This is a genomic window from Roseibium sp. MMSF_3247 (assembly GCF_030733765.1).
Lineage (GTDB): Bacteria > Pseudomonadota > Alphaproteobacteria > Rhizobiales > Stappiaceae > Roseibium.
The window spans coordinates 560,362-584,361 of the sequence record NZ_JASHII010000003.1 but is presented as its reverse complement, the minus strand read 5'-3'; the positions used below and the strand labels follow the sequence as shown (position 1 = coordinate 584,361).

Here is a 24,000-nt window from a genome sequence, read left to right as displayed (position 1 = left end):
GTAATGAAAACCCGAGACAGTTTGATCCGTTTGAAGCGGTTTCAGGTTGACGAAAAACGGCGGCAGCTCGCCCAGATCGAGAGCATGATATCCGAGTTCAACCGGATGGCAGACGAGCTCGATGATCAGATTCGCACCGAGCAGGAGCGGACAGGGATTACCGACGTCAGTCATTTCGCCTACCCGACATTCGCAAAGGCTGCTGCTGATCGTAGAGACAATTTGCGTAATTCGGCCCATGAACTGGACGATCAGTTGCAACGCGCTCAGGACGAGCTCAGTGAGGCTATTGAAGATCTGAAGAAGTTCGAACAGCTGGAAGAGCGGGATCAGCAGCGCGAACGCACCGCTCAGGAAGCCGCAGAGCAGGAACAACTTGATGAAGTTGCGGCGCGTGGACGGTCCAGATACTGAGATCAGGAACGGTTTGTGAAACAGGCGCCGCGGCGGTTTTGGCCACGGCGTATAAATTGTGTGAGCCACTCGCCTTCATAAAGATATATTTGGAATACTATTCTCACGACATAAATTGCGGGACGAAATCGTCTTCTGAAATTGAATAAACCTTCTGCAGGAGCAACCAATATGCGGTTGATGATTGCACTACTCCTGCCATTCGCAACTTTTTCATTCACACTCGGCATTACCCTCCCGCTGATGAGTATTGAAAAACTCTATTTTCTGGAGGAGCGGCCGTCTCTGCTAGCGGTCATTCATGGTTTGTGGCTGGAAGGGGATGGAGCGCTAGCGGTGATCATCGCGTTGTTTTCCGTCGTGTTTCCTGCTGCAAAGATCATCGTTGTACATGTCGCGGTGATAACAGGCGCACGGCTGAGATCGCTCGCATTGCTGTCGACGCTCAGTAAGTGGTCCATGCTGGATGTGATGCTTGTCGCGCTGGTCCTCTTCGCGGCGAAAACCAGCGGTTTGGCGGCCGCCTCGATCCTGCCGGGGTTATGGTTTTATGCCAGCGCTACTGTTGCGACCGCACTTGCTGCAGCCTTGTGCCGGCGGGCGACCGGAGGATGATTATGCAAAAGCGAGCCTGCTAGAAACGGTCGCAACTGCGTCTGATTTTCTGCCTTTGCGATTTGCCTGGAAGTCAGAACACCGGCCCTCTTTAGACGCTTCCAACTCTTTAAGGTGCGCAGCGTAAGCGCCGATCCAGCTCGAACCCTTCTTTGACGGAATCCGAAGGTGGTCGCACCGAGCTTTCACAAACAATGCAAAAGTTTGAGGTTGAAGGCCGCAACGGGCAGCCGTCCGCATGACGGTTTCCAGCTTTCCGTTGAAAACGGCGTCCTTGAAGGCTTTTTGCGCGATCCTTCCACGCAAGCTCATCAGCTCGATGACGTGGTTAAATCGCTGGTCCTGGAGCAAGAGTGTGATCAGCTCATCCGGTGTTGCACCGGCGCGTTGTGCATCAGGCCACAACAAGCTCATATCGTGATTGTCCAAGGCATGCCCAAGTTCCCGTCTCAGTTTCTTGATCTTCGCAATCTGATCGAGCTGTTCCTGTGACAGGGCACCTTGAATGATTGACGTCAAACGCTTCTTTGCGTCTTCATTGACCATTGGCAGCAATTGCTGACAGATCGCGGGCGTCAGATCCGATCTATGCGACAAGCTTTCCCGAACTTTGGTGTCTTCGGCAGCAAGCCGTACGAGGCAAACCATGGCATCTCGGGACAATCGAATTTCCCGGTTTCCGGCAAGGATACGGTGAATCGGGGTATCACCCTTTTGCGCAAGTGCGTCGGAGACTTCAGAGCTGAGGTCCGGACGGTGGGCAATGGCTTGCAGATGCGCATTGCTCAGTTCTTGAATGAACTGAAGAAGATCTTCCTGTGAGAAGACAGGAGAAGACGCCAGGAGGGGGGATGCGATTGGTGCATCATCTTCCGCGATTTTTTTGGCCAGCGTATCGGGTATGTCTGGGCAGTTTGACAGTTTCTGCGCGAGGCGCACGCGGTCGTCGGCCGTGGCGTCGCTGTAAAGCTTGAGCGTTACCTCAGCAAATATCGTGAGTTCCGGTGTGGTGCGCTGGTCCAGATCATCAGTAACGAGCCTGCAAAGCTCACCGAACAGCGCCGCCCGTGCGGAATCTGTACCTTCCTCGGCAAGTTTTAACAGCGTGACTGACATCTTTCCTCCTCTTAACACGGAAGGAAAGCTTCATACTGTTATTAATACGTTACCATTTAGTCCGAAAGTTAAAGATGACCTTGCGGAAATTTAGGATATCTCTTGATATTTTGCGACGTATATCGTCATAAATCGCAATGTATTGACTGATCGGGAGCAGACATGGCTTCTGTTGAGCGAACGGCTAAAGACACCGAACCGGGATTGCCGTGGGCCTACGTCACCTCTAGCATACTGTCTTTCCAACGATAATTCTGTGCTGGTGGAAGCCTTTATGACCGTCCTTATGCGTAGCCTTTGCCTGATCATTTTTCTCATGCTTGTTCCAGGTGCGGCCATCGCGCAAGACGCTGCTGATTCCACCCAGCAAGCAGACGAAATCAGCCAGGCGCGTGATGCACTGATCAAGATTTTAGAGGATCCTGATACCCGCGCGGCACTCATCAAACAACTGAGCGAAGACCAGCAGACGCCGGATAACGGCAGTGATCAAACTGGCGCGCAGTCCGAGCCCGCTACGGCGACACCAGTTGAGGCCAATGAGAGCTTTGTGCTGAGGGTGGGGGAATACACCCGCAAGCTTGCAGATGAAGTTGGCATCTTCCTCGATAGGGCCGGGCATTCGCTGAACGGACTGTATTTGATCCTCAAAGGGGATATCCCGATCAAGTGGGATCGGGTTCAGACGGTATTTGTGCAGGTTGCGGCGGTCTTGATTGCCGCATACTTGGCTTTCTGGTCAGGTCAGTTGGTTGCTCGAAAAGCGTATGCCGGGCTCGCTCTCAAGGCGCGGTATGGTGGCGGGCTGATGCGGACATCCATTCTGGTTTTGTCGACCGTGATTGACGGCATCACGGTCGCAATCGGTTTGGGCGTTGGCTATTTTGTTGCTCTTTTGGCGTATGGCGGGTTTGCAGCTGGCGTCACCATTCAGGAAAGTCTTGCGCTCAATGCGTTTTTCATAACTGGAATGGCCAATGTCGCGCTTCGGTTTGTGTTTGCGCCGCGCCGTCCGGAGTTGCGATTGCTTCCCTTCGACGACCAGAATGCCCTTTATTGGTACACAAGGCTTCGTCTGTATATGTACTGGAACAACTTCGGCATATTTTTGCTTGTTCCCGTTTCCAACATTGCTGTTTCGTTTGTTCTTGGGAATGCGCTTCGCTTTCTGATCGTGCTCAGCGGTATGATCTACTTGATGGTGCTGATTGTGCGGAACCGCGTCCGGGTGCGGGAAGGAACGCAAGGATATGCGGAAACGCTGCAGAGTAATCTGGCGCAAAGGGCTCTATCCAACCTTGGAAAGCTTTGGCATGTTGGCGCGCTCGGTTACATCATCGCGATCTTTGTTGTCTGGGTAACGCGACCGTTTGATGCAACAACCATCATCTTGCGGGCGACCGTCCTGTCGATTGTCACGATCATGGCAGGGATGGCGCTGTCGTTGATCGTTACCCGAGCCATAAAGGGCGGAATTCGACTGCCCGATGACCTGAACGCAAAGCTTCCGGCACTCCAACACCGGCTAAATGCCTTCGTTCCGCGACTTCTCAAGCTGGTTCGATTTTTCGTCTTTATCGCAACTGTTCTCCTGCTCTTTGAGGTTTGGGGGCTCTTCAGCATTCTGGATTGGTTGTCGTCTGAAACCGGCAATCGTCTCGTCAGCAGCTACGGGTCCGCGTTCCTTGTTGTTCTGGTTGGTTTCGCTATCTGGTTGGCGTTGATGTCTTGGGTTGACCTGCGTCTGCAATCGCGGCGCGGTCACATCGTTACCGCGCGCGAGCGAACACTTTTCCAACTGTTTCGGAATGCCGCGACCGTCGTCATTCTCGTGATGACCGTTTTGCTCGGACTGTCGGAAATCGGAATCGATATTGGCCCGCTGATTGCCGGTGCCGGTGTGGTGGGTCTTGCGATTTCATTTGGCGCGCAGACCCTGGTTAAAGACATCATCACGGGCGCCTTCATTCAGATTGAGAATGCAATCAACCAGGGAGATGTTGTGACCGTTGCAGGCATCACCGGCACTGTTGAAGGCATTACCGTGAGATCTGTCCGGATTCGCGATCTGAATGGGACGACACACATCATTCCATTCTCGTCTGTGGACATGGTGTCCAATTTCATGCGCGGTTTCTCGTATCACGTGGCCTTGATTGGGGTTTCTTACGATACAGATATCGCCGAGGCAAAAGAGGCGATGCAGGAAGCATTCCGGCGTCTCAAGGCGACCGACTACGGTTCCAAGATATATGAAGATCTTGAAATGCACGGGGTCACAAACTTCGGTGCAAGTTCGATCGACATTCGTGCCCGGATCAAAACCACGCCAGGTGATCAATGGTCGGTCGGCCGGGCTTATAACGAGTATGTCAAACAGGTTTTTGACGAGCGCAATATCGAAATTCCGTTCCCGCAAGTGACCTATCATGCAGCAACGCCAGCGTATGCGCAGGATGATGTGCCAAAGGTCACGCAAGCCAAGGCCGCCAAGAAACCGAAACCGCTCGCCGATGACGCGCCGGCGGAGGATGGCGATCGCTAGCCGCACACTTCTCATTTGCATTTTTCTGAGCCTCTGCTGGCTGGCTTGTCCTCTGGCAGGGGCTTTTCTTATGCGTGAATGAATTGTGATTGATTTTCGACTGGTTTCGAATTATTTTCGTTTTTGAAATCGCGCGAAATATACGGAGCCTTAGAGGACCATGGCGGCGGACTACGATCTTTTGGTAATTGGTGGCGGGATCAATGGTGCAGGAATCGCCCGTGATGCTGTCGGTCGGGGCGCGTCGGTTATGCTTGTTGAGATGGGGGATCTTGCGGGAGCAACCTCGTCTGCATCTACCAAGCTTATCCATGGCGGCTTGCGCTACCTTGAGTATTACGAGTTCGACTTGGTGCGCAAAGCGCTGAAGGAGCGCGAGGTCCTTTGGAAGCTGGCGCCGCATATCGCCTGGCCACTGCGTTTCATCCTGCCCCATCACAAGGACCTGCGCCCGGCGTGGCTGCTGCGGCTCGGCTTGTTCATGTATGACCATCTCGGCGGCCGGAAACTTCTTCCGGCGACAAAAACCGTACCCCTGGATCAAGGGGCCTTCAGCAAGGGTTTGAAAAAGCTTTTCAAGAAGGGTTTTGAGTACTCAGATTGCTGGGTCGACGATGCGCGTTTAGTGGTTCTGAATGCCCGCGATGCTGCCGATCGCGGGGCTGAAGTCCTCACCCGCACAAAATGCGTCAGCGCCCGCCGGGAGGGGGATCATTGGAAAGTTGTCCTGAAAGATCTATCGACCGGCACTGAGCGCACCGTGACAGCCTCCGTCTTGGTCAACGCTGCAGGGCCTTGGGTTGCGGAAATGTTGCGCGGGGTCGTCGGAGCAAACAATTCGTCGGCAATCCGCCTCGTTAAAGGCAGCCACATCATTGTGCCGCGTCAGTTCGAGCACGACCGGTGCTTCATTTTCCAGAACGGAGATGGCCGGATTGTATTTGCGATCCCGTATGAAAATGACTTTACGCTCATCGGGACCACCGACGTTGATTACCAGGATGACCTTGGCAGGGTGCAAATCTCTCAAGACGAGGTTGAGTATCTGTGCAAGGCGGTGAGCGAATATCTCGAGACGCCGGTAACTCCGGATGATGTCGTCCATACCTATTCGGGCGTGCGCCCACTTTATGATGATGGCGCGAAAGATGCGAAGGCTGCCACACGCGACTATGTCCTTGAGTTGGATGCCGGGGACAAGAAACCCGCCGTTCTGTCTGTGTTTGGCGGTAAAATCACAACGTACAGGAAGCTATCCGAACACGTTCTGGAAAAACTGAAACCACATCTGTCGTTCAAACGCGATGAGTGGACGGATCAGGACGTGTTGCCGGGCGGAAACTTCAACGTTCTGGCTTTTGATGAAGAAGTCTCAGCGCTAAAGGCTCATTATCCTTTCCTCGACAAGGCCTTCGCCACGCGCCTGATCCGCCTTTACGGCACTGATGCCCGGTCTATCCTGGGCAAGGCAGCGCAACTTTCTGATCTTGGTCAGCTGTTTGGCTACAATCTCTATGAAGCCGAAGTGAAATGGCTCGTCAGCCGCGAATGGGCCCGGACCGCAGAAGATGTCTTGTGGCGGCGGACCAAATTGGGTTTGCGTTTGAGCGAAGTGGAAACAGCCGCGCTCGACAACTACCTCTCTGCTCATCTTGCGGAGTTGGTTGGCACTGCTGCATAGTACTGTCAAAACCTGACCGAACCGCCGGGAGCCTTCGGCGGTTTTTCAAAAAACAACAAGCATGAAATTTGGGAGGAGCGCCATGGCCGGATGTGTGTTGGCGATTGACCAGGGCACTACGTCAAGCCGTGCCATTGTCTTTGGTGAGGATTTTCAGCCGGTAAGTGTCGGGCAGCAGGAGTTTCCGCAACACTTTCCAAAGTCTGGTTGGGTTGAGCACTCACCATCCGATATTTGGACCAGCACGCTCCGTGTTTGCCGCGAGGCGATGGCAAATGCACCGGGCAACGGTGCCGATGTTGCAGCGATCGGGATTACAAACCAGCGTGAAACAACGCTGGTCTGGGAGCGTAAAACCGGTGAGCCGGTCTACAATGCGATCGTGTGGCAGGACCGCCGGACCGCCGACTTTTGCGCAAAACTCCGCGCAGACGGTCTAGAGGCAAAATTCACAGCCAAGACTGGCTTGCTGCTTGATCCTTATTTCTCCGGGACAAAAATCGCCTGGATCTTGGACAATGTCGACGGCGTTCGTGCACGAGCCGAACGCGGCGAACTTGCGTTCGGAACGGTTGATAGCTGGCTGATATGGCATTTGACCGAAGGCGAGGTACATGCCACTGACGCGACGAATGCGTCCCGGACGCTAATTTACAACATTCATGACAACACGTGGGATGCGGAGCTCTGCGAGCTTCTGAAAATCCCTATGAGCCTGCTTCCTGACGTCAAAGACAGCGCGGATGATTTTGGGGTGGCCAAGGCGGATCTCTTCGGGCGGGAGTTGCCGATCCTTGGTGTTGCCGGGGACCAGCAGGCAGCCACTGTGGGACAGGCGTGTTTTGAACCGGGCATGGTTAAGTCGACCTACGGGACCGGCTGTTTTGCCTTGATGAATACGGGTGCGAACCCGGTCGCCTCTGCAAACCGGATGTTGACGACGATTGCTTACCGGCTGAATGGGGAAACAACATACGCGCTCGAGGGGTCGATTTTCATTGCAGGTGCCGCGGTCCAATGGCTCCGTGATGGCCTCGGCCTCATTGAAAATGCGGCCGACTCTCAGGCTCTTGCCGAACAAGCGGACCCAAACCAGGACGTCTATCTGGTCCCGGCCTTCGTCGGTCTCGGTGCGCCATACTGGGACGCGGATGCGCGTGGCGCGATGTTCGGGTTGACCCGGAACACCGGGCCAAAGGAAATCGCCCGCTCGGTTCTGCAAAGTGTTGGTTATCAGACCAGTGACCTCATCTCTGCGATGCAGTCTGACTGGCCGGATGCGCATTCGCCCGTATTGCGTGTCGACGGGGGCATGACGGCGTCCGACTGGACGATGCAGTTCCTGTCCGACATCCTTGGTGCGCCGGTGGATCGTCCGACCGTTGCTGAAACCACGGCCCTCGGCGCCGCCTGGCTCGCGGGAAGTCGGGCAGGCATCTGGCCTGGCCAGAAGGAATTCTCAGCCAAATGGAAACTGGAAAAACGGTTTGAACCCAATCTTGACCAGGATCGGCGGGAGCAGCTTCTGACCGGTTGGAATGACGCGGTCAGAAGAACGCGCTCCAATCTGGACTAGGCAGACAGTTAGGGCCCCGGCATTGCCGGGGCTTTTTCGTAATTACGCATTTCCAACATGTCGAATCTAGTTATCTTTCGAACCGTGGAATCCTGTTTCCTGAGGGCTCAAGTTCTACTCAAAGAGAACGTTCCGATGGTTGTGGGCTATGCTTTTTCAAAAAAGAGATGCGCTTGATGACTGTTTCGAGAACTTTGAAGTCCGCGGTCCTGGGTGTTTGCTTGGTAGTGGCCACCGCTTCGGGATCTGCAGCGAAGACACTGGTGTTTTGCTCAGAAGGCTCACCAGAAGGTTTTGACCCAGCACTTCATACCTCAACGATCACGTTCGACGCGTCTTCCAAGCCCCTCTACAATCGTTTGGTCGAATTCAAACCCGGAACCACTGAAGTCGAACCTGGTTTGGCTGAGAGCTGGGACGTGTCTGATGATGGGCGGGAGGTCACGTTTTATCTCCGCAAAGGCGTTGCATTCCACAACACCCCATTTTTTACGCCGAGCCGTGAGTTGAATGCTGACGACGTGCTGTTCTCTCTCGAGCGCCAGCGTAAGAAAAGCCATTCCTGGCACGCCTACATGCCTGGCACTGCTTGGGAGTTTTTCGATGCTATGTCCATGCCGGAGTTCATCAAGGACATCGTCAAGGTCGATGACCACACAGTGAAAGTTGTGCTGACACGCCCGGAAGCGCCGATTTTGGCAAACCTTGCGATGGATTTCGCGTCCATTTTGTCAGCTGAATATGCTGATCAGCTTGAGGATGCGGGTGCCAAAGAGCAGTTGAACGTCCAGCCGGTTGGCACGGGGCCTTTCGCCTTTGTTGGCTACCAGGAAGACGCGATCGTTCGCTTCTCCGCGCATTCCGATTACTGGGATGGCAAGCAAGCCATCGATAACCTGACTTTCGCAATCACCCCGAACGCAGCAGTCCGGCTTCAAAAACTCAAGGCGGGCGAGTGTCATCTGATGTCACGCCCGGCTCCGACGGATATCGATGATATTCGCTCAGACGGCGATCTGACTTTGATGGAGCAGCCGAGCTTGAACATCGGCTATCTGGCGTACAATACCAAAGTGCCTCCATTCGATCGCAAGGAGGTTCGCAAGGCTCTGTATCACGCCATCAACAAGCAGGAGATACTTGGGGCGGTTTACCAGGGAGCCGGTCAAGTTGCGAAAAATCCGTTCCCGCCGACAGTCTGGTCCTACAACACTGCGATCAAAGACGATGCCTATAACCCGGAACTCGCCAGGGAAATGCTTGCCGCGGCCGGCATTGAAGATCTTTCCCTGACGATCTGGGCGATGCCGGTTCCGCGGTCGTACAATCCGAATGCGCGTTTGATGGCTGAATACATCAAAGCTGACTTGGAGAAGGTTGGTGTGCGTGTTGAGATCATTTCCCATAAATGGGGCAAGTACTTGTCGTTGTCGAAAGACGTTAATCGGCAGGGTGCTGTGCTATTCGGATGGACCGGTCGCAATGGTGATCCGGACAACTTCTTGAGCGAACTTTTGAGTTGTGAGCGTGTCGGGGGTTCCAACAGAGCGCAATGGTGTAACAACGCATTTGAAGAGCTGATCAAGAAGGCTCGAACTACATTTGACACTGCAGAACGCGCAAGGCTTTATGAAGAGGCTCAACGGATCTTCAAGGAAGAAGCCCCTTGGGTGACCATCGCGCACTCTATGGCTTATGTTCCGATGACCGCGAAAGTCACCGGATACGTTATGGATCCGCTCGGTGGTCATTCGTTTAAGGGCGTAGACCTGACCGATTGAGCGCAAACGCCATTAAAGACAGTTAGCCCCATCAGGGTTTGGGGAGTCATGTCGGCTGGCCGGTTTTAGATCAGTTCTTTATTGGCGTTTGGTCTCCAAACCAAACTCTTCCATCTTCCATTGGTATGTTGGGCGGCCTCCTCCGTTTGAGGTTCTCTTTTGGCGGGAGTTTGGGTTGCACTTTTCCATAATTCGAGTATTCTCGAAATATGGAAAAAGAAGATGCCTTGAGAGCATTGGCGGCCTTGGGTCAGGAAACCCGCCTCGACGTCTTTCGCCTGTTGGTGAGAGCGGGAAAAGAAGGCATGGCAGCGGGCGCCATTTCAGATTCTCTCAGCGTGCGTCCGAATACCCTATCGACCCACTTGAGCGCCCTGTCCCGCTCCGGCCTTGTGCACGCCGAACGGGACGGGCGCTCAATCCATTACCGCGCGGATCTCTCCGCCATGGGCGCGCTCACAACGTATCTGCTGCAAGACTGTTGCGGCGGAAACCCGGAAATGTGCGCCCCGATCATGACCATGCTCGGCGATAGTGTGAGCGTTGAAAAGGACCGGTGTTAGAACCGGAAAAAGTGGGGCTTCTTAATATGCGTAACGCCTTGTTTGTTTGCACGGCCAATTCTGCGCGCTCGGTTTTAGGCGAAGCGATCCTGCGCCATATGAGCGAGGGAAAATTCAACACGTATTCAGCGGGCTCGACACCGCGGGGCATGGTCAATCCCGACGCAATCTCCTGCCTGCAGCGCAAGAACCTGCCGACAGACGGCTTTAGATCGAAGAGCTGGGAAGAGTTTGCCGGTGTGGGTGCACCTAAAATGGATCTGATCATCACTGTTTGTGACAGTGCAGCCGGAGAGGCCTGCCCGGTTTGGCCGGGGCATCCGTTTGTCGTGCATTGGGGTATTGCCGATCCGGCCTCCGTTGAGGGCGATGATGCGACCCGCGCTGAGGCTTTCGACCTTGCTTATGACCGTCTTGAGCGCCGCATCGGTGCGATGCTCGCGCTTGGCGATGATGTCTTCTCCGCAGCTGACGGAAAAAACCAACTCTCCGCTATCGGCGCCTCGGCCGACGACTAGGATTACACCTCATGTCAGAATTCTCTCTCTCACGGCGTCTCGTCGCTGAAGCGCTTGGAACCGCGATGCTGGTTGGAACCGTTGTCGGGTCCGGCATCATGGCAGACAATTTGTCCGAGGATGTTGCGGTCTCCCTTCTGGGCAACACGATCCCGACCGGTGCGATCTTGGTGGTCCTGATCACCTTGTTCGGACCAATTTCGGGGGCGCACTTCAATCCGGCGGTCACGTTTGTGTTTTGGTTGAAGCGTGAACTGACAATTCCGGTGGCCGCAGCCTATGTCGCTGTTCAGATCCTCGGCGGCATTTGCGGGTCGCTGATCGCGCATGTGATGTTTGAATTGCCGGTCTGGCAGGCATCGACCACGGTTCGAACCGGCGGTGCCCAATGGGTCGCAGAGGTGGTCGCCACATTTGGCCTGCTTGCAAGTATCTTGGCGGGTATCCGGTTCCGCGCTGATGCGGTGCCGTGGCTGGTAGGGCTCTACATCACCGCAGCTTACTGGTTCACCGCTTCCACATCCTTCGCCAATCCGGCGGTCGCGATCTCCCGTGCGTTTACCGATACCTTTGCAGGCATCCGGCCGGTTGATGTGCCTGGGTTTATTGTTGCCCAGCTGATCGGGGCGGCGCTTGCCCTTGCGGTGTTCTCTTGGCTCCTGCAATCAAAAACGTCGGAGAAGGAAGCCCTGAAACCCTCTGAGGCTTAACCGGTAACGCGCGCTTTAAACCCGATACTTGGCTTGCAAAATCCGGTTTGGGTTGATTGAAGGGATGCATGAGCAAACCTGACGTCACTATCGTCGGAGCCGGCATCATTGGGCTGGCGACGGCGGCAAATCTCCTGCAACGCGGATACCGTGTCACAATCCTCGATCGCGAAGGACCAGCGGCTGGCGCGAGCCAGGGCAATGCCGGTGCGATTGCATGGACTGATGTCGCCCCGCTCGCGAGTCCCGGCCTTTGGAAACAGGCGATCAAATGGTTGATGGATCCGCTTGGGCCGCTGACTGTTCGCCCGGCTTATGCCGTCAAGATCTTGCCATGGATGCTCCGTTTCATGGCGGCCTCCAATCACAGCCAGATGAAACGCAGCACTGAGGCTTTGGCCGCACTCAATGCCGAAGCCTGGCCGTCGTGGGAGCGTTTGTGGCGGGTTTCCGGAACGCACAATCAAGTGCGCAAGGATGGTTGTCTGGAGCTGTTCGATACCGCCAGTTCACTAAAAGATGCGCATTCGGGATGGGAGGAACAGCGCGCCTTCGGCATTGATGTTCAGGAGCTCGATCTTACGGCGATCAGAGACATGGAGCCGGCATTGTCTGATCGCGTTGTGGGCGGTGCCCTCGTACCAGAATGGGCGCAGGTTGATGATCCGAAACTGTTGTGCCTGTCTCTGGCCGATTGGTTGAAAAGCCAGGGCGTTTCTTTCGATGTCGGGGATGTCGTGAACGTTCAGTCCGGCTCTTCAGGCCCGGAATTGACGCTTGCAGATGGCCGAACCGCTCATCCGGATCGGTTGGTCATCGCTTGTGGTGCCTGGTCCAAAAAACTTGCGGCACAACTTGGTGACAAGATCCCATTGGATACAGAGCGAGGCTACAACATCACGATCCCGGAGCCCGGTGTCACCGTCAACCGCTTCATCATGTTGCCAGGACATGGTTTTGTCCTGTCGCCCCTGTCCACGGGATTGCGGGTCGGCGGAGCCGTCGAGTTCGGCGGATTGGACCTGCCTGAGAACTGGAAGCGGGTTGATGCCATGGTTGCCAAAGCGCGACGCTTCTTTCCGGATCTGAAGACTGAAGGGGGCAAGCGCTGGATGGGCTTCCGTCCGTCTATTCCAGACAGTCTGCCTGTCATTGGTCCTGCGCTACAGGCTGATGGGGTCTATTACGCCTTTGGTCATGCCCATCATGGTCTGACGGAAGCCGCAGTGACCGGGGAGATGATCACCGACATGATCGACGGTGCAGCGCCTTCGGTCGACCCGAATCCATTTCGCGCCGACCGGTTTTGACAAGTACCAAAGTTGCTACTTACGCTTCTTGTTCATGGCTGCCGCAAGAGCCGCGGCCATGGCGTTGTTTCCGCCGTCATTGCCGGAGGACTTTTGAGGGCCGCCCTTGCCACCGCGTGAGGCGTTAGCCGGGCCCCGGCCACCACCTGATCCTTTCCCGCCAGCACCACCCGACCGGTTTTGCGCATTCCGTTCCTTTTGTCCCTGATAATCGGCCTGTGACTTCATTGTCATTGAAATGCGTTTGCGCGGAATGTCGACTTCCAGAATGGTGACCTTGACGATGTCACCCGCTTTGACGACCGTGTGCGGATCATCAACGAACTTGTCCGCAAGCTGGGAGACATGAACCAGACCGTCCTGGTGTACCCCTACGTCAACGAAGGCACCGAAGTTCGTGACGTTGGTCACCGTGCCTTCCAGTTTCATGCCCGGTTTCAGATCCGAGATTTCCTCGACACCATCCTGAAGGGCTGCGGTCTTGAATTCGGGGCGCGGATCGCGGCCCGGCTTTTCAAGTTCGGACAGGATGTCCTTGACTGTTGGCAATCCGAATTTCTCGTCGATGAAGTCTTTCGGTTCCAGGTTCTGCAGAATGCTGCTGTCGCCCATCAACTGGCGAACATCCCGGCCACAGGCTTTCACGATGCGCTTGGCGAGCGGATAGGCTTCCGGGTGAACCGAGGACGAATCGAGAGGTTCGGCTCCATCGTTGATGCGCAGGAAGCCGGCGCAGAGTTCAAACGCCTTTGCACCCAAACGCGGTACGTCCTTCAACTGCGAGCGCTTGTCAAACCGGCCGATTGTATCGCGATGTTCAACGACCGCTTTTGCAAGGCTATCGGACAGACCGGAAATCCGGGAAAGAAGCGCCGGCGAGGCGGTGTTGAGATCAACACCAACTGCGTTCACCGCGTCTTCGACAACTGCATCCAGGGCACGGGCAAGTTTCGTCTGGTTGACGTCATGCTGGTACTGCCCAACACCAATGGACTTCGGCTCGATTTTGACGAGTTCTGCCAAAGGATCCTGGAGGCGCCGGGCAATCGACGCGGCCCCGCGCAGGGAGACATCAACGTCCGGCATTTCCTTCGCGGCCAATTCCGACGCGGAATAGACCGACGCACCTGCCTCGTTGACGATCACCTTTACCGGTCGCTGAGCCGCCGGAACATCGGCCAGGACGTCGCCGGTCAGCTTGTCGGTCTCCCGGCTCGCCGTACCGTTGCCGATGGCGATCAGGCCGACCTTGTGCTTTGCAATCAGTGCCAGAAGTGTGTTGCGGGATCCGGAAAGATCATTGCGCGGCTGGAATGGATAGATCGTTGCGGTGTCGATCAGCTTGCCGGTTTCGTCGACCACGGCAACCTTGACCCCGGTCCGGATGCCCGGGTCCAGGCCGAGCGTTGCTTTTGAGCCGGCAGGAGCGGCAAGCAGCAGATCCTTGAGGTTCTTGGCAAACACCTGAATGGCTTCTTCTTCCGCCTTGTCCCGAAGGACACCCATCAGGTCGAGTTCCAGATGAAGGGCTAGTTTGACCTTCCAGGCAAAGCGGGCGACATCCATCAGCCATTTGTCGGCCGGGCGGCCTCGATCGGCGATGCCGTAGGTGTCTGCGACCATCTTCACGGCTGGCAGGATCGGCGCCGGATCATCGGCGTCGACTGTCAGATCGACAGACAGAATGCCTTCATTGCGGCCACGGAAAAGGGCAAGCGCCCGGTGGCTCGGGATTTTGGACCAGCTCTCCGAATAGTCGAAATAATCGGCGAACTTTGCACCCTTGTCGCCCATGCCGTCGATCAGCTTCGACTGTACCACACCGCGCTCTTCCATATACCGGCGCAGCCGTCCGACGAGCTCGGCATTTTCTGCAAACCGTTCCATGAGGATCTGGCGCGCGCCGTCAAGCGCGGCTTTCGTATCCGCAACGCCCTTGGCATCGTCGATGAAACCTGCAGCTTCCGTTTCCGGTGTTTTTCCTGGATCGGCCAGCAGCAGGTCCGCGAGCGGTTCCAGTCCGGCTTCCCGCGCAATCTGAGCTTTGGTGCGGCGCTTCTTTTTGAAGGGCAGGTAGATGTCTTCGAGCTGCGACTTGGTCTCGGCTGCCTGAATGCTTGCAGCGAGGGCCTCGGTCATCTTGCCCTGCTCATCGATGGACCGGGTGATGGCACCGCGCCGGTCTTCAAGTTCGCGCAGGTAAATCAGCCGCTCCTCGAGCTTGCGCAGTTGGCTGTCGTCCAGTCCGCCAGTGGCCTCTTTCCGGTACCGGGCGATGAACGGCACTGTCGATCCTTCGTCCAGCAGCTGAACAGTTGCATTCACCTGACCGGCCTGGCAGCCGATTTCGTCTGCAATTCTTCTTGCGATCCGCAGCGCCGTTTCTGCGGGGAGGGAATTTGCGGACTTCTGGGATGTCGGGTCTGGAGCAGCGACGCTTGTCATCTGGGTCTACACTTTCAGGACTGGAAACGAGACAGGGACGATAATTCGGACACTCTCCGCGCAAAAGAGGTCCGATCTATGATCCACTGGCAATTCTCGATATCTGGTGTGTCGATCGCCATGCGCTTCCAAATCGGAAACCATTGAACGCCCAGCAACAGACCTGGACCGCAAAAACTCAAGATGGATATTTGATAAAAATCGCGTAAAGAGTGCAGTTTTGTTCGGCAATTGGTCGGTAATATTGCGTAAAATTTCAACAATCGAACGATTTGCTTAGTTTTGCGTATTCTTGCGCCGCTGTTATTTGGTAGTTTCAACAGTGCTGAATAGCGAATAATGCTGCTTTGCGCGTTGGAAAACAAAGTGCGTTCGAAGAGAGTTGGTTCTTTCGGCTCATCGTTGGTTTGGACGCTGACGTTGTGAGCAGACATTGGCAAGTGGAGATGTGGGTGTGACAAGAGGCCGACCGCGGAAAACGGAAACGCAAGACGCTTTACATGGCATCATGCGCGCGTTCTGGCAGAACGGCTACAAGGCGACATCCATGAATGATCTTGTCGATGCTTCGGGGATGGCGAAGCCCAGTCTCTATGCCGCTTTTGGTGACAAGGAAGCGATGTTTGAAAAATCGCTTCTGCATTATTTCGACTGCTACGGCGATACGGTTTTTGGCCCGTTGATGAGGGCTGAAAAACACTATCTCATCGATATTCGGAACCTTATCCAGACCGTCGGGTATCTTGCCGCGGACAAGGCCACGCCGCTGGGCTGTTTCCTTTTCAACGCACAGGTTGAAAACGCCTATGGAACAGAAAAGCACAAGGTTCTGTTGTCGGATCTGGGGCAGACGAGATACGAGGGTATCCGGACCCGCTTGTTGAAGGCCGTCGACTCTGGCGAGTTGGGAGACGACGCTGACATCGATGCCCTGGCGACCTACGTCGATGGTCAGCTTGGGGCCGTGTCCATTCTGGCTCGAACCGGAGCAAATAAGGTCCGGATAGACCAGTTTGTCGAAACGGCGGTCAAGGCATTGCCCTCTGCAACACCGTTTGATTTCGAAGATTTTCCAGAATTCACTTTACGACAGTGATCCGTTCGGCCGCGCGGGTCACGGCCGTGTAAAGCCAGCGGTCCCGGTGCTCACGGAAGGCCCAGCTTTCGTCAAACAGCACGACATCGTCCCATTGTGACCCTTGCGCCTTGTGAACCGTCAGGGCGTAACCAAAATCGAATTCATCCGCCTTGCGCCGGATGGCGTATGGAATGCTCTCAGCCCCGTCCTCGAACATGGCCGGAAGAACCTTGACCTTCACCGCCGTTTTGATGAGCTCGTCTTCCGACACCACGTCGAAGCGCAAGGTGTTTCCGCGCGGCTGCCGCAGGCGTTTCACCGTCCAGAGGCCGCCATTCAGCAAACCTTTGGTTTTGTCGTTGCGCAAGCAAACCAGTTTGTCACCAACGGCCGGCATCGGCGTAGTGAAGTCCTTCAGTTCACGAATGCGGCTGTTGTAGAGCCGACGCGTCTTGTTCGTCCCGACCAAAACCTGATCGGCGGTAAGGATCTGATCCTTGTCGATCTGGCGGCGGTTGATCACTTTGCTCTCGCCGAAATCACCGTAGTCCAATTTGCCGCCGTCGCGGATGGTCATCGACATGCGAACAATGGGATTGTCCTGCGCCTGGCGATGGACTTCCGTCAACATGATGTCCGGCTCGGCCTCCGTGAAAAAGCCTCCGCCCTTAACTGGTGGGAGCTGCGCCGGGTCGCCTAGAACCAGAACAGGCGTGCCGAACGACAGAAGATCGCGGCCAAGCTCCTCGTCGACCATAGAGCATTCATCGATAACGATCAGCCGGGCCGTGGCCGCCGCACTGTCCCGCTTGATGGCAAACTGCGGGCCGGCGTCTTCCTCATCGTCATCGACGGCTTCTTCTTCCTTGGCGGAACGGGGGCGATAGATCAGGGAATGAATGGTGCCGGCATCTTCACAGCCTTTTTGGCGCAAAACATGTGCTGCTTTGCCTGTGAAAGCCCCGAAGCAGACGTCTCCGTCAATGTCCTCAGCCAGATGCCGCGCTAGCGTGGTCTTTCCGGTGCCTGCAAACCCGAACAGCCTGAATACCTGCCGGTCGCCGCGTTTCAGCCAAGCTGCGGCGTCCTTCAAGGCGGTGTCTTGTTGAGGCGACCAAGCCAAATCGTATCTCCGGGATCTACAATCGAGCTGCCTCCATAACCTGATTTGGCAGTGCGCGCCAAGGGAAAGCGGTCGATGATGTATTACCCGAGCACCGAGAACGAGCTGTCCTGATTGACCGGACGCTTTCTGGAGAAAGTCGCCGTGTTAATCGTGTAACCGATGTTTGGCAATCGAAACTGCAAAGGGGCTTCATCGTGAGCATTGCCGGTTTCGCAATAGCCGATCAGTTCGGCCATCAGCTCACCGGCCACAGGGGCATTCTTGAATTGATTGCCACTGGTTCCGATTGCAAGATAGTAGCCTCCAACATCGGTGCAGTCGTAAATGGGCAGCCAGTCGTCCGTCGCGTCGTACAGATCGGCAATGCCGACCGGGTGTTGTGAAACGCCCAGGTTCGGCAGTCTTTGGGAATAGCGGTAAGCATACGTGAGTGCGCGGTCGCTTAAGTCTCTGGAGAAATCGTCCGGATCGACTTCATGCGGTGCATCGCAGGCCGGGTTTTCACTGCCGATCATCAGTTGGCCGCCGCTTCCAGGCTTTATGTAACAGGCAATGTCGTTGTCGGATACGATCAGACCTTCCCGCGAATAGCCCAGATCGCTGGGTGGAGATATTTGAACCACTTCTTGCCGAAGGGGGCGGGTCCGGATTGTCATGCCGGGATCGATTGGCAGCAGGGAGTTCACCTTACCGGAATGCGGGCCGGCAGCATTCACGACGATTGGCGCAGAGATTTGTTGTCCAGTTTCCAGCTCAACGCCAGTCACGCGATTTTCTGCGACCAATATCTCGGTCACCGAAGTCTTGAACATGAAGGTGGCACCGTGTTTTTCAGCCGCATCCTTCAGATTACGGGCCGAGAGCTGCGGGTCGTCGACATACCCTCCAAACGGGAAATAAACTCCGCCTGAAATCTCGCCGCCAGCTGGCTGGCCGAAGGTGTCGTCTTCCATAGACTTGGCTGGCGCAAAGCGCTGAAGGTCATAGCCCGGCATCGCGTCTCGGATTTGATCAGCAGTCCAATGCTCATAGGAAATGCCCAGCTGGTCTGCACTTTTGAGAACCTTTGCCAAATATCCATTGGCTTCGGTTTTCATGACGAGTGTGCCGGTTTCGATAAACCGGGCAAGGTCGGAGGCATCATCGCTTTCCAGATAAGAGGGCCAGTTTTTCCAGGTGTGGTAGCCCTCATAGGCCATCGCTGACCCATCAAGGGTTGAATAATACGTCCGGATAACGGCTGCAGAACTGGATGTAGAGCCGTAGCCAGCGGCGGGTAATTTGTCGATGTTCAGCGTACGATAGCCACGTTTGGCGAGATTGAATGCGATTGCGCAACCGATGACCCCGGCTCCGATGATAACGGCATCGAATTGCAAAGCTTTAGCGGCGTTTGATTGGGCGTTCATGATGGTCTCCAGTACAGCGATGACAAGATCATGACCCGTGGCTTGATTTGTCCAGAAAGAAATCCGGCTACGACTGTCGCTTTTCGGTCATTACAAACGTCTCGATATGGCTTACTTGCAGAAATTATTCAGCAAAATAGACAAGATGCATCATTACGTTTTGAAAATTATACTTTGTAGACTTTGTTCCCAAGTCTCTCGTTGAATGCAAATTACCAACTCTGCATCCTCCCCAAACCATTTCGGTTTTTCAAAATGTATCAGTTATTTGGGGGAAAGCGTGCCGCTTGGGAAATCCTGCGAGTGGCCGACGTTGGCGCTGATTATGGCCACAACGGCGGCTTGGACTTTGGTCATTTCGTTTTATTCGGACTGGGGAGGCTGGATCGTCTGTCCGCTGGCTGCCCTGCTTGTGACGCTTCAATCTTCCCTTCAGCATGAAGTCCTGCATGGCCATCCGACCCGAAATGCGAGGTTCAATGAAGCCCTGATTTATTGTTCTTTCGGGTTGTTTATCCCGTATCGCCGGTTCAAGACGCTGCACTTACGCCACCACAATGACGATCGGTTGACGGATCCTTACGATGACCCGGAGAGTTTTTACCTCGCCTGGGGAGACTGGCAGAAAATGCCTTGGGCCTTGCGACTTGTATTGACCTTGAACAACACACTTGCCGGCCGCTTGCTGATTGGTCCGGCTGTGTCTTTGGTCGGGTTCTATGGATCGGAAATTCGCGCAGTAGCGTCCGGAGACAGCGGTGTAGCGAGAGCATGGGCGCATCATCTGGTGGGCCTGCTTCTCGTGCTGGCGTTCTTATCGTTTGTTGGCGGCATCCCCCTCTGGCTCTACATATTTGGAGTAGCCTATCCCGGAATGAGTTTGTTGATGTTGCGCACTTACGCAGAGCACAGGGCTCACGAAAATGCCGAGGCGCGATCTGTGATCGTAGAGTTTTGCCCTCTGTTTTCGCTGCTTTTCTTAAACAATAATCTACATATCGTGCACCATTCGCACCCACGGGCGCCTTGGTATACGCTTCCGAAGTTGTACCACGACGCTCGGGACGAATGGCAAGCGCGCAATCAGGGGTATGTGTTCAAGAGTTATTTGCAAATGGTCAAAGCCTTCCTTTTCAAGGTCAAGGAACCTGTTCCACATCCTCTCGTTCGGAATGCCGACGCCGGTCGCGCACTGCCACCATCATGACCCAAAGACCATTCCGGCCGGTTCGGTTGCCGATGTACGATTGGCCGGAAGTGGCTAGTGAAACACAAGAAATAGAAGCAGCGCTGACGGATGAGATCTGCAGCGCGCTGGCCATTGCGCCGTCTGCTTTGGAACCCTGGGATCCTGAGATCAGCCTTTATGATATGTGGACCGATCCGGCCTTGCTTCTCGCGCAGACCTGCGGGTATCCCCTCACGCACAAACTGGCTGGCAAGGTCTATCTTCTGGGGGCACCGCACTACAGGGCCACTGGATGTACTGGTGCTAAGTATTGCAGCCAGATTGTGGTCAAGAAAAACAACCCATTTCAATCTTTGCCCGATCTGAAGGGAGCGCGCGCTGTCTTCAACGGTCCGGACAGTCAATCTGGCATGAATGCGTTTCGAGATACCATCGCACCGATGTCGGATGGGGGCCCCTACTTTGAAAGCGTCGTAGAAAGTGGTGGTCACTTGGCGTCGATGGACGCTGTTGCCAAGGGGCGGGCTGATGTTGCGGCCATTGACGGGGTGTGCTGGGCCCTTGCTGAACAAGAAAAGCCTGGGCTTGCCAACCAACTGCGCGCTTTAGCGCAAACCGCGCAAGTTCCAGGTTTGCCGTTCATAACCTCAATGCATCTGGGCGCGGAAACACATGCGGAGATATCCGCCGCGGTGTCTCGTGTTCTTTCAAATCCGCAGACAGAAAAAAGCCGCAAACGCCTTCGCATTTGCGGCTTTTCAAAACTGTCTTTGGCTGACTATCAAGTCATCCTGGATATGGAAGCTGATGCAAGGGCGCGAAACTACTCCGTCCTTGTTTGATGCTTCCACTCGGCAATTAGCGGCCGAGGATACGAGCTTTTGCAGCTTCGCCCAGACGCAGAGTCTGGTTCATACGGGCGAGTTCAGCAGCGGAGCGGCCGGAGACAACACCCATGAGGTTGGTGCCGAGGGCTTGTGCAAGATAGGTCATGATCTTCCCAATCCTGAGTTCAGTTCGAAGTTTGATTTTGAAAGTGCGGTCCGCTGCTTAAATAACGGGCCGCTTGACTGCTATATGGGCATAACTTGCGGTTCAATCAATCGAATAGTATTCATCGGTTTGTTCAAAAAAATTGAACTCAGAAAATCCGGAATTCACCTATGGAAAAATTGCCAGGGACAGGAACTGAACTGATCGATATGGATCTTTATCGAACGTTCCTTGTCATCGCTGAAACCTCAAGCTTTTCAAAAGCATCTGACCTGATTGGCCGGACGCCATCTGCCGTTTCCATGCAGATTAAGAAGTTGGAAACCATTCTCGGCGTTGCAGTTTTTGCAAGGGAGGGTCGCGCTGTGCGGTTAACTTCAGAAGGTGAGGCATTGCTGGGATACGCTCGCCGGATATTGATGTTGAACGAAGAGGCTGTGAGTCTGTTTGTTTCGCCATCTGTCGAGGGTGAAGTGCGGTTCGGCGCACCGGCGGATTTTGGGACACGCTTCTTGCCAAATTTCCTGTCCCGCTTTGCCCGGTCTCATCCCGGCGTGAATGTCGACGTGCATCTGGACGGCAGTCCGGCGTTGGATGATAAAATTCGCAAGGGCGAATTGGATCTTGTACTGTCAACGGTCCGTCCTGGAGCACCGATGCCAACGGGAACGGATGTCGTGTTTTCTGAACCACTTGTATGGGTGGGTTTGGAGGGGGGGATTGCCTACGACCGGGATCCGCTTCCATTGGCCGTGTCGACCCCTGGGTGTCCATGGCGCCGTGCGGCCCGGATTGCGCTGGACGCGGCCCAGAAACCCTATCGCATCTCATACACAAGCTTTCATAGCGCGGGGCAGGAAGCGGCCTTGTTGGCGGATCTCGCAGTTGCACCGTTTCCGGCCAGTGTTGTTGAGCCACCCCTTCAAGTCCTTGATGATCGTCACGGGCTGCCAAAGATTGGCGACTATCATATCATCATGAAGCAGCGTCCGCGCGCTGGGCGCGCGACCCATGCCTTTGCCGAGCATGTGGAGGAGTGTTTCAAGGAGATCACGCTTGGCGGTGCGCTCGCATCCGGATGACATTAACCATAAAGTTAACAATCCGTAAAAACGGATCGCCACATAGTTAACAAAGAGTTACTCTTTCGCGAATTGCAAAAGTGTATTCAGCGAAGAGGCGCTCAAATGAATATCCTGACAAAAACTATTGTCGCTGCGGCGGCGATCGTTGTTGCCGGATCGGCTTATGCGGGCGACACAACCCGTATCCTTCATGACGAGCCGTACGGCGCCATCGTGACCAAGGAAGCGGGCGTGTTGGTTTTCCGCGGTCTGCCGCCAACCCGCAAAGTGATCATCAATCCAGGTGGCAAGACGCCGCTGGAGCTCCGGCAAACAGAAATAAATGAGACCAATGTGGTCGTCATGAGCCAAGATGACTACGTGCGTGGCCTTGGTGCCAAGATAGTCCGTCTGAAGTAGTCTTGGTTGGAATAGGCCGTCAGATCTGACATCCCATCAACCGGGTATCGTATGGATACGTGCTGAGGCGTTCATAGCCAGTTTCTGTGATGAGCAGTTGCTCCTCCAACTTTACGCCTTCATGTCCGCCATGGCGGCCAATATAGCTTTCCACACAGACCACCATTCCAGGTACCAATACCCCATCGTATCCACCGCTCGCCCAGTCTGCGGGGTAGGGGACTGCCGGGTATTCATCACACAGGCCAACACCGTGAAACAGAACCGAGTATCGATTCGCCTGATAGTCTTCCGGTAGGTTCTTGGCGCTGTGTGAAAGCTCGAAGAAACTGCGCCCTGGCGCGAGCATTTCTATGTTCGCTTCAATCTGATCCACCGCCATTTGATAGAGAGATCTCTGCTCGTTGGTCGGTTGTCCGTCGCCGCACAGCCACGTGCGGGAAATGTCGCAGCACATGCCGTAGGGCCCAACAAGATCGGTGTCGAAGGCGACCAGCTCACCGGATTTGATTTCACGCGCTGAGGCTTCTTGAAACCAGGGATTTGTGCGTGGGCCGGAAGCGAGCAGATGCGTTTCAATCCACTCGCCGCCGCGTCGGATATTCCCTGCATGCAACAGCGCCCAAAGATCCCATTCCGTCATGCCCGGCCGGAGGGCCGCTTCCATTTCCGACATTGCAGCTTCACAGGCAGCAATGGACCGGCGCATCGCCTTGATTTCGTCGGAGCATTTAACGGCACGGGCAAGTTCCATGACCTCTTCACCGTCGTGCAGCGTCATACCATGGCCTTGAAGTGCTGCAACGCCTTCCCGGCGGCATTTGTCGACGGCGATCCGAGCGTTTGGGCCACAATAAGTCTTGATCAGATCGGCCAGCTCATCAGCCCACTTCTGAGCAAGTTCCGCAGACCGCGGTCCGGCTTCAAAGTAGAACCAGGGCACACCGTGGCGGACTTCATCAACGAGCATGTTGTGCGCGGACAGGTGTTCGCAGTTGTGAAAGTCGAAGGCGATGACCGGGCCGTTAAGCGTCACGAGCGTGTAGCGCACAGCATTATGAGTGCTCCAGACCTGCATGTTGGTGCTGTCGGTCGCATACCGAACGTTCAGCGGGTCACACAGTATAGCTGCGCTTAAATCGAAGGCCTGGAGCTGTTGGCGAATCCGTTGAAGCCGGTATTCGCGAACGGCATCCAGGTCAGGTGCGGCAAGGCCAAGCGCTGACCACTCGGTTTCTGCAAGCTCACCATATCCAAGGACATGACGATTGAGCACAGAGGCTTTTTCAGTCGCGTAGGCCGACAGCGCCTCGTATCCGGCTGCATCACCAGGATGATCGGGCAAGACGGCCGGCATGATTTTTCGCCGGTGCCGGCCAAAGTGTTCCGTATTCATGACCGCCTGCTCTCCTCCGCCAATTGGTCAATCCCGCAAATGCCGTGTCCC

General features: G+C 55.2%; 21 protein-coding genes. 15 read left to right on the top strand and 6 right to left on the bottom strand.

Annotated elements, in window-relative coordinates:
- Nucleotides 1-3: 3 nt before the first annotated feature.
- Nucleotides 4-414, top strand: coding sequence for a flagellar export protein FliJ (fliJ, locus tag RBB44_RS13010; RefSeq protein ID WP_008193062.1), 411 nt, complete (start codon nt 4-6; stop codon nt 412-414).
- 171 nt (nt 415-585) lie between these two features.
- Entirely contained in the window at nt 586-1,029 is a 444-nt protein-coding gene (locus RBB44_RS13005; RefSeq protein ID WP_306147768.1) for a paraquat-inducible protein A, read from the top strand.
- Here RBB44_RS13005 and RBB44_RS13000 read toward each other — a convergent pair whose 3' ends face one another.
- Nucleotides 1,030-2,145, bottom strand: a complete 1,116-nt coding sequence (locus tag RBB44_RS13000) for a DUF2336 domain-containing protein (protein WP_306147767.1) — start codon at nt 2,143-2,145, stop codon at nt 1,030-1,032.
- Between the two features lie 274 nt (nt 2,146-2,419).
- Here RBB44_RS13000 and RBB44_RS12995 point away from each other — a divergent pair, with 274 nt between their 5' ends.
- The 8 genes from RBB44_RS12995 (at nt 2,420) to RBB44_RS12960 (ending at nt 12,829) form a co-directional block, all read left to right on the top strand.
- Nucleotides 2,420-4,690, top strand: a complete 2,271-nt coding sequence (locus tag RBB44_RS12995; RefSeq protein WP_306147766.1) for a mechanosensitive ion channel domain-containing protein — start codon at nt 2,420-2,422, stop codon at nt 4,688-4,690.
- A gap of 160 nt (nt 4,691-4,850) precedes the next feature.
- On the top strand, nt 4,851-6,371 hold the full coding sequence (gene glpD / locus RBB44_RS12990) for a glycerol-3-phosphate dehydrogenase (RefSeq protein WP_306147765.1): 1,521 nt from the start codon (nt 4,851-4,853) through the stop codon (nt 6,369-6,371).
- Nucleotides 6,372-6,453: 82 nt separating this feature from the next.
- Nucleotides 6,454-7,947, top strand: coding sequence for a glycerol kinase GlpK (glpK, locus tag RBB44_RS12985; RefSeq protein ID WP_306147764.1), 1,494 nt, complete (start codon nt 6,454-6,456; stop codon nt 7,945-7,947).
- Nucleotides 7,948-8,123: 176 nt separating this feature from the next.
- The gene (locus RBB44_RS12980; protein ID WP_371932246.1) at nt 8,124-9,728 is read left to right on the top strand and encodes an ABC transporter substrate-binding protein; all 1,605 of its coding nucleotides are present in this window, start codon (nt 8,124-8,126) and stop codon (nt 9,726-9,728) included.
- 209 nt (nt 9,729-9,937) lie between these two features.
- Nucleotides 9,938-10,291 (top strand): helix-turn-helix transcriptional regulator, encoded by a 354-nt coding sequence (locus RBB44_RS12975; RefSeq protein ID WP_306147762.1) that lies wholly within the window; start codon nt 9,938-9,940, stop codon nt 10,289-10,291.
- Between the two features lie 26 nt (nt 10,292-10,317).
- Nucleotides 10,318-10,809, top strand: a complete 492-nt coding sequence (locus RBB44_RS12970) for an arsenate reductase ArsC (RefSeq protein ID WP_306147761.1) — start codon at nt 10,318-10,320, stop codon at nt 10,807-10,809.
- An 11-nt stretch (nt 10,810-10,820) separates the two neighbouring features.
- Nucleotides 10,821-11,519, top strand: coding sequence for an MIP/aquaporin family protein (locus RBB44_RS12965; RefSeq protein ID WP_306147760.1), 699 nt, complete (start codon nt 10,821-10,823; stop codon nt 11,517-11,519).
- 68 nt (nt 11,520-11,587) lie between these two features.
- Nucleotides 11,588-12,829, top strand: a complete 1,242-nt coding sequence (locus RBB44_RS12960) for an FAD-binding oxidoreductase (RefSeq protein WP_306147759.1) — start codon at nt 11,588-11,590, stop codon at nt 12,827-12,829.
- Between the two features lie 15 nt (nt 12,830-12,844).
- Here RBB44_RS12960 and RBB44_RS12955 read toward each other — a convergent pair whose 3' ends face one another.
- The gene (locus RBB44_RS12955; RefSeq protein WP_306147758.1) at nt 12,845-15,274 is read right to left on the bottom strand and encodes a Tex family protein; all 2,430 of its coding nucleotides are present in this window, start codon (nt 15,272-15,274) and stop codon (nt 12,845-12,847) included.
- Between the two features lie 454 nt (nt 15,275-15,728).
- On the opposite strand from RBB44_RS12955, the gene RBB44_RS12950 reads away from it, so the two are divergent.
- Nucleotides 15,729-16,370 (top strand): TetR/AcrR family transcriptional regulator, encoded by a 642-nt coding sequence (locus RBB44_RS12950; protein ID WP_306147757.1) that lies wholly within the window; start codon nt 15,729-15,731, stop codon nt 16,368-16,370.
- Here the strand turns inward: RBB44_RS12950 and RBB44_RS12945 are convergent.
- Both RBB44_RS12945 and RBB44_RS12940 read right to left on the bottom strand, forming a co-directional pair.
- Nucleotides 16,354-17,475, bottom strand: coding sequence for an ATP-dependent RecD-like DNA helicase (locus tag RBB44_RS12945; RefSeq protein WP_306147756.1), 1,122 nt, complete (start codon nt 17,473-17,475; stop codon nt 16,354-16,356). The two genes, RBB44_RS12950 and RBB44_RS12945, sit on opposite strands and share 17 nt — an antisense overlap.
- Nucleotides 17,476-17,558: 83 nt before the next feature.
- Complete coding sequence (locus RBB44_RS12940) at nt 17,559-18,887, bottom strand: FAD-binding oxidoreductase (protein WP_306147755.1); 1,329 nt, start codon at nt 18,885-18,887, stop codon at nt 17,559-17,561.
- 280 nt (nt 18,888-19,167) lie between these two features.
- On the opposite strand from RBB44_RS12940, the gene RBB44_RS12935 reads away from it, so the two are divergent.
- On the top strand, nt 19,168-20,094 hold the full coding sequence (locus tag RBB44_RS12935) for a fatty acid desaturase (RefSeq protein WP_306147754.1): 927 nt from the start codon (nt 19,168-19,170) through the stop codon (nt 20,092-20,094).
- Complete coding sequence (locus RBB44_RS12930; protein WP_306147753.1) at nt 20,091-20,918, top strand: phosphate/phosphite/phosphonate ABC transporter substrate-binding protein; 828 nt, start codon at nt 20,091-20,093, stop codon at nt 20,916-20,918. Before RBB44_RS12935 ends, RBB44_RS12930 begins: the two co-directional genes overlap by 4 nt.
- Before the next feature lie 16 nt (nt 20,919-20,934).
- Here the strand turns inward: RBB44_RS12930 and RBB44_RS12925 are convergent, their stop codons facing one another.
- Nucleotides 20,935-21,069, bottom strand: a complete 135-nt coding sequence (locus RBB44_RS12925; protein WP_286183412.1) for a hypothetical protein — start codon at nt 21,067-21,069, stop codon at nt 20,935-20,937.
- A 170-nt stretch (nt 21,070-21,239) separates the two neighbouring features.
- Between RBB44_RS12925 and RBB44_RS12920 the strand changes: the two genes are divergently transcribed.
- Nucleotides 21,240-22,151 carry a LysR family transcriptional regulator gene (locus tag RBB44_RS12920; protein WP_306147752.1) on the top strand — a complete coding sequence of 304 codons (912 nt, stop codon included), beginning with the start codon at nt 21,240-21,242 and terminating at the stop codon, nt 22,149-22,151.
- Between the two features lie 105 nt (nt 22,152-22,256).
- Nucleotides 22,257-22,553, top strand: coding sequence for a hypothetical protein (locus tag RBB44_RS12915; RefSeq protein WP_306147751.1), 297 nt, complete (start codon nt 22,257-22,259; stop codon nt 22,551-22,553).
- Between the two features lie 19 nt (nt 22,554-22,572).
- Here the strand turns inward: RBB44_RS12915 and RBB44_RS12910 are convergent, their stop codons facing one another.
- A complete protein-coding gene (locus tag RBB44_RS12910; protein WP_306147750.1) occupies nt 22,573-23,949 on the bottom strand; it encodes a Xaa-Pro peptidase family protein in 1,377 nt (458 codons plus the stop codon).
- Nucleotides 23,950-24,000: the final 51 nt, after the last annotated feature.

What these genes read in the sequence shown, in the direction of transcription:
- RBB44_RS12995 (WP_306147766.1), top strand. Translation starts at nt 2,420, where the DNA reads ATGACCGTCCTTATGCGTAGCCTTTGCCTGATCATTTTTCTCATGCTT.
- RBB44_RS12975 (WP_306147762.1), top strand. Translation starts at nt 9,938, where the DNA reads ATGGAAAAAGAAGATGCCTTGAGAGCATTGGCGGCCTTGGGTCAGGAA.
- glpK (WP_306147764.1), top strand. Translation starts at nt 6,454, where the DNA reads ATGGCCGGATGTGTGTTGGCGATTGACCAGGGCACTACGTCAAGCCGT.
- RBB44_RS12910 (WP_306147750.1), bottom strand. Translation starts at nt 23,949, where the DNA reads ATGAATACGGAACACTTTGGCCGGCACCGGCGAAAAATCATGCCGGCC.
- RBB44_RS12980 (WP_371932246.1), top strand. Translation starts at nt 8,124, where the DNA reads ATGACTGTTTCGAGAACTTTGAAGTCCGCGGTCCTGGGTGTTTGCTTG.
- glpD (WP_306147765.1), top strand. Translation starts at nt 4,851, where the DNA reads ATGGCGGCGGACTACGATCTTTTGGTAATTGGTGGCGGGATCAATGGT.
- RBB44_RS13000 (WP_306147767.1), bottom strand. Translation starts at nt 2,145, where the DNA reads ATGTCAGTCACGCTGTTAAAACTTGCCGAGGAAGGTACAGATTCCGCA.
- RBB44_RS12925 (WP_286183412.1), bottom strand. Translation starts at nt 21,069, where the DNA reads ATGACCTATCTTGCACAAGCCCTCGGCACCAACCTCATGGGTGTTGTC.
- RBB44_RS12960 (WP_306147759.1), top strand. Translation starts at nt 11,588, where the DNA reads ATGAGCAAACCTGACGTCACTATCGTCGGAGCCGGCATCATTGGGCTG.
- RBB44_RS12955 (WP_306147758.1), bottom strand. Translation starts at nt 15,274, where the DNA reads ATGACAAGCGTCGCTGCTCCAGACCCGACATCCCAGAAGTCCGCAAAT.
- RBB44_RS12930 (WP_306147753.1), top strand. Translation starts at nt 20,091, where the DNA reads ATGACCCAAAGACCATTCCGGCCGGTTCGGTTGCCGATGTACGATTGG.
- RBB44_RS13005 (WP_306147768.1), top strand. Translation starts at nt 586, where the DNA reads ATGCGGTTGATGATTGCACTACTCCTGCCATTCGCAACTTTTTCATTC.
- RBB44_RS12965 (WP_306147760.1), top strand. Translation starts at nt 10,821, where the DNA reads ATGTCAGAATTCTCTCTCTCACGGCGTCTCGTCGCTGAAGCGCTTGGA.
- RBB44_RS12940 (WP_306147755.1), bottom strand. Translation starts at nt 18,887, where the DNA reads ATGAACGCCCAATCAAACGCCGCTAAAGCTTTGCAATTCGATGCCGTT.
- RBB44_RS12920 (WP_306147752.1), top strand. Translation starts at nt 21,240, where the DNA reads ATGGAAAAATTGCCAGGGACAGGAACTGAACTGATCGATATGGATCTT.
- RBB44_RS12915 (WP_306147751.1), top strand. Translation starts at nt 22,257, where the DNA reads ATGAATATCCTGACAAAAACTATTGTCGCTGCGGCGGCGATCGTTGTT.
- RBB44_RS12970 (WP_306147761.1), top strand. Translation starts at nt 10,318, where the DNA reads ATGCGTAACGCCTTGTTTGTTTGCACGGCCAATTCTGCGCGCTCGGTT.
- fliJ (WP_008193062.1), top strand. Translation starts at nt 4, where the DNA reads ATGAAAACCCGAGACAGTTTGATCCGTTTGAAGCGGTTTCAGGTTGAC.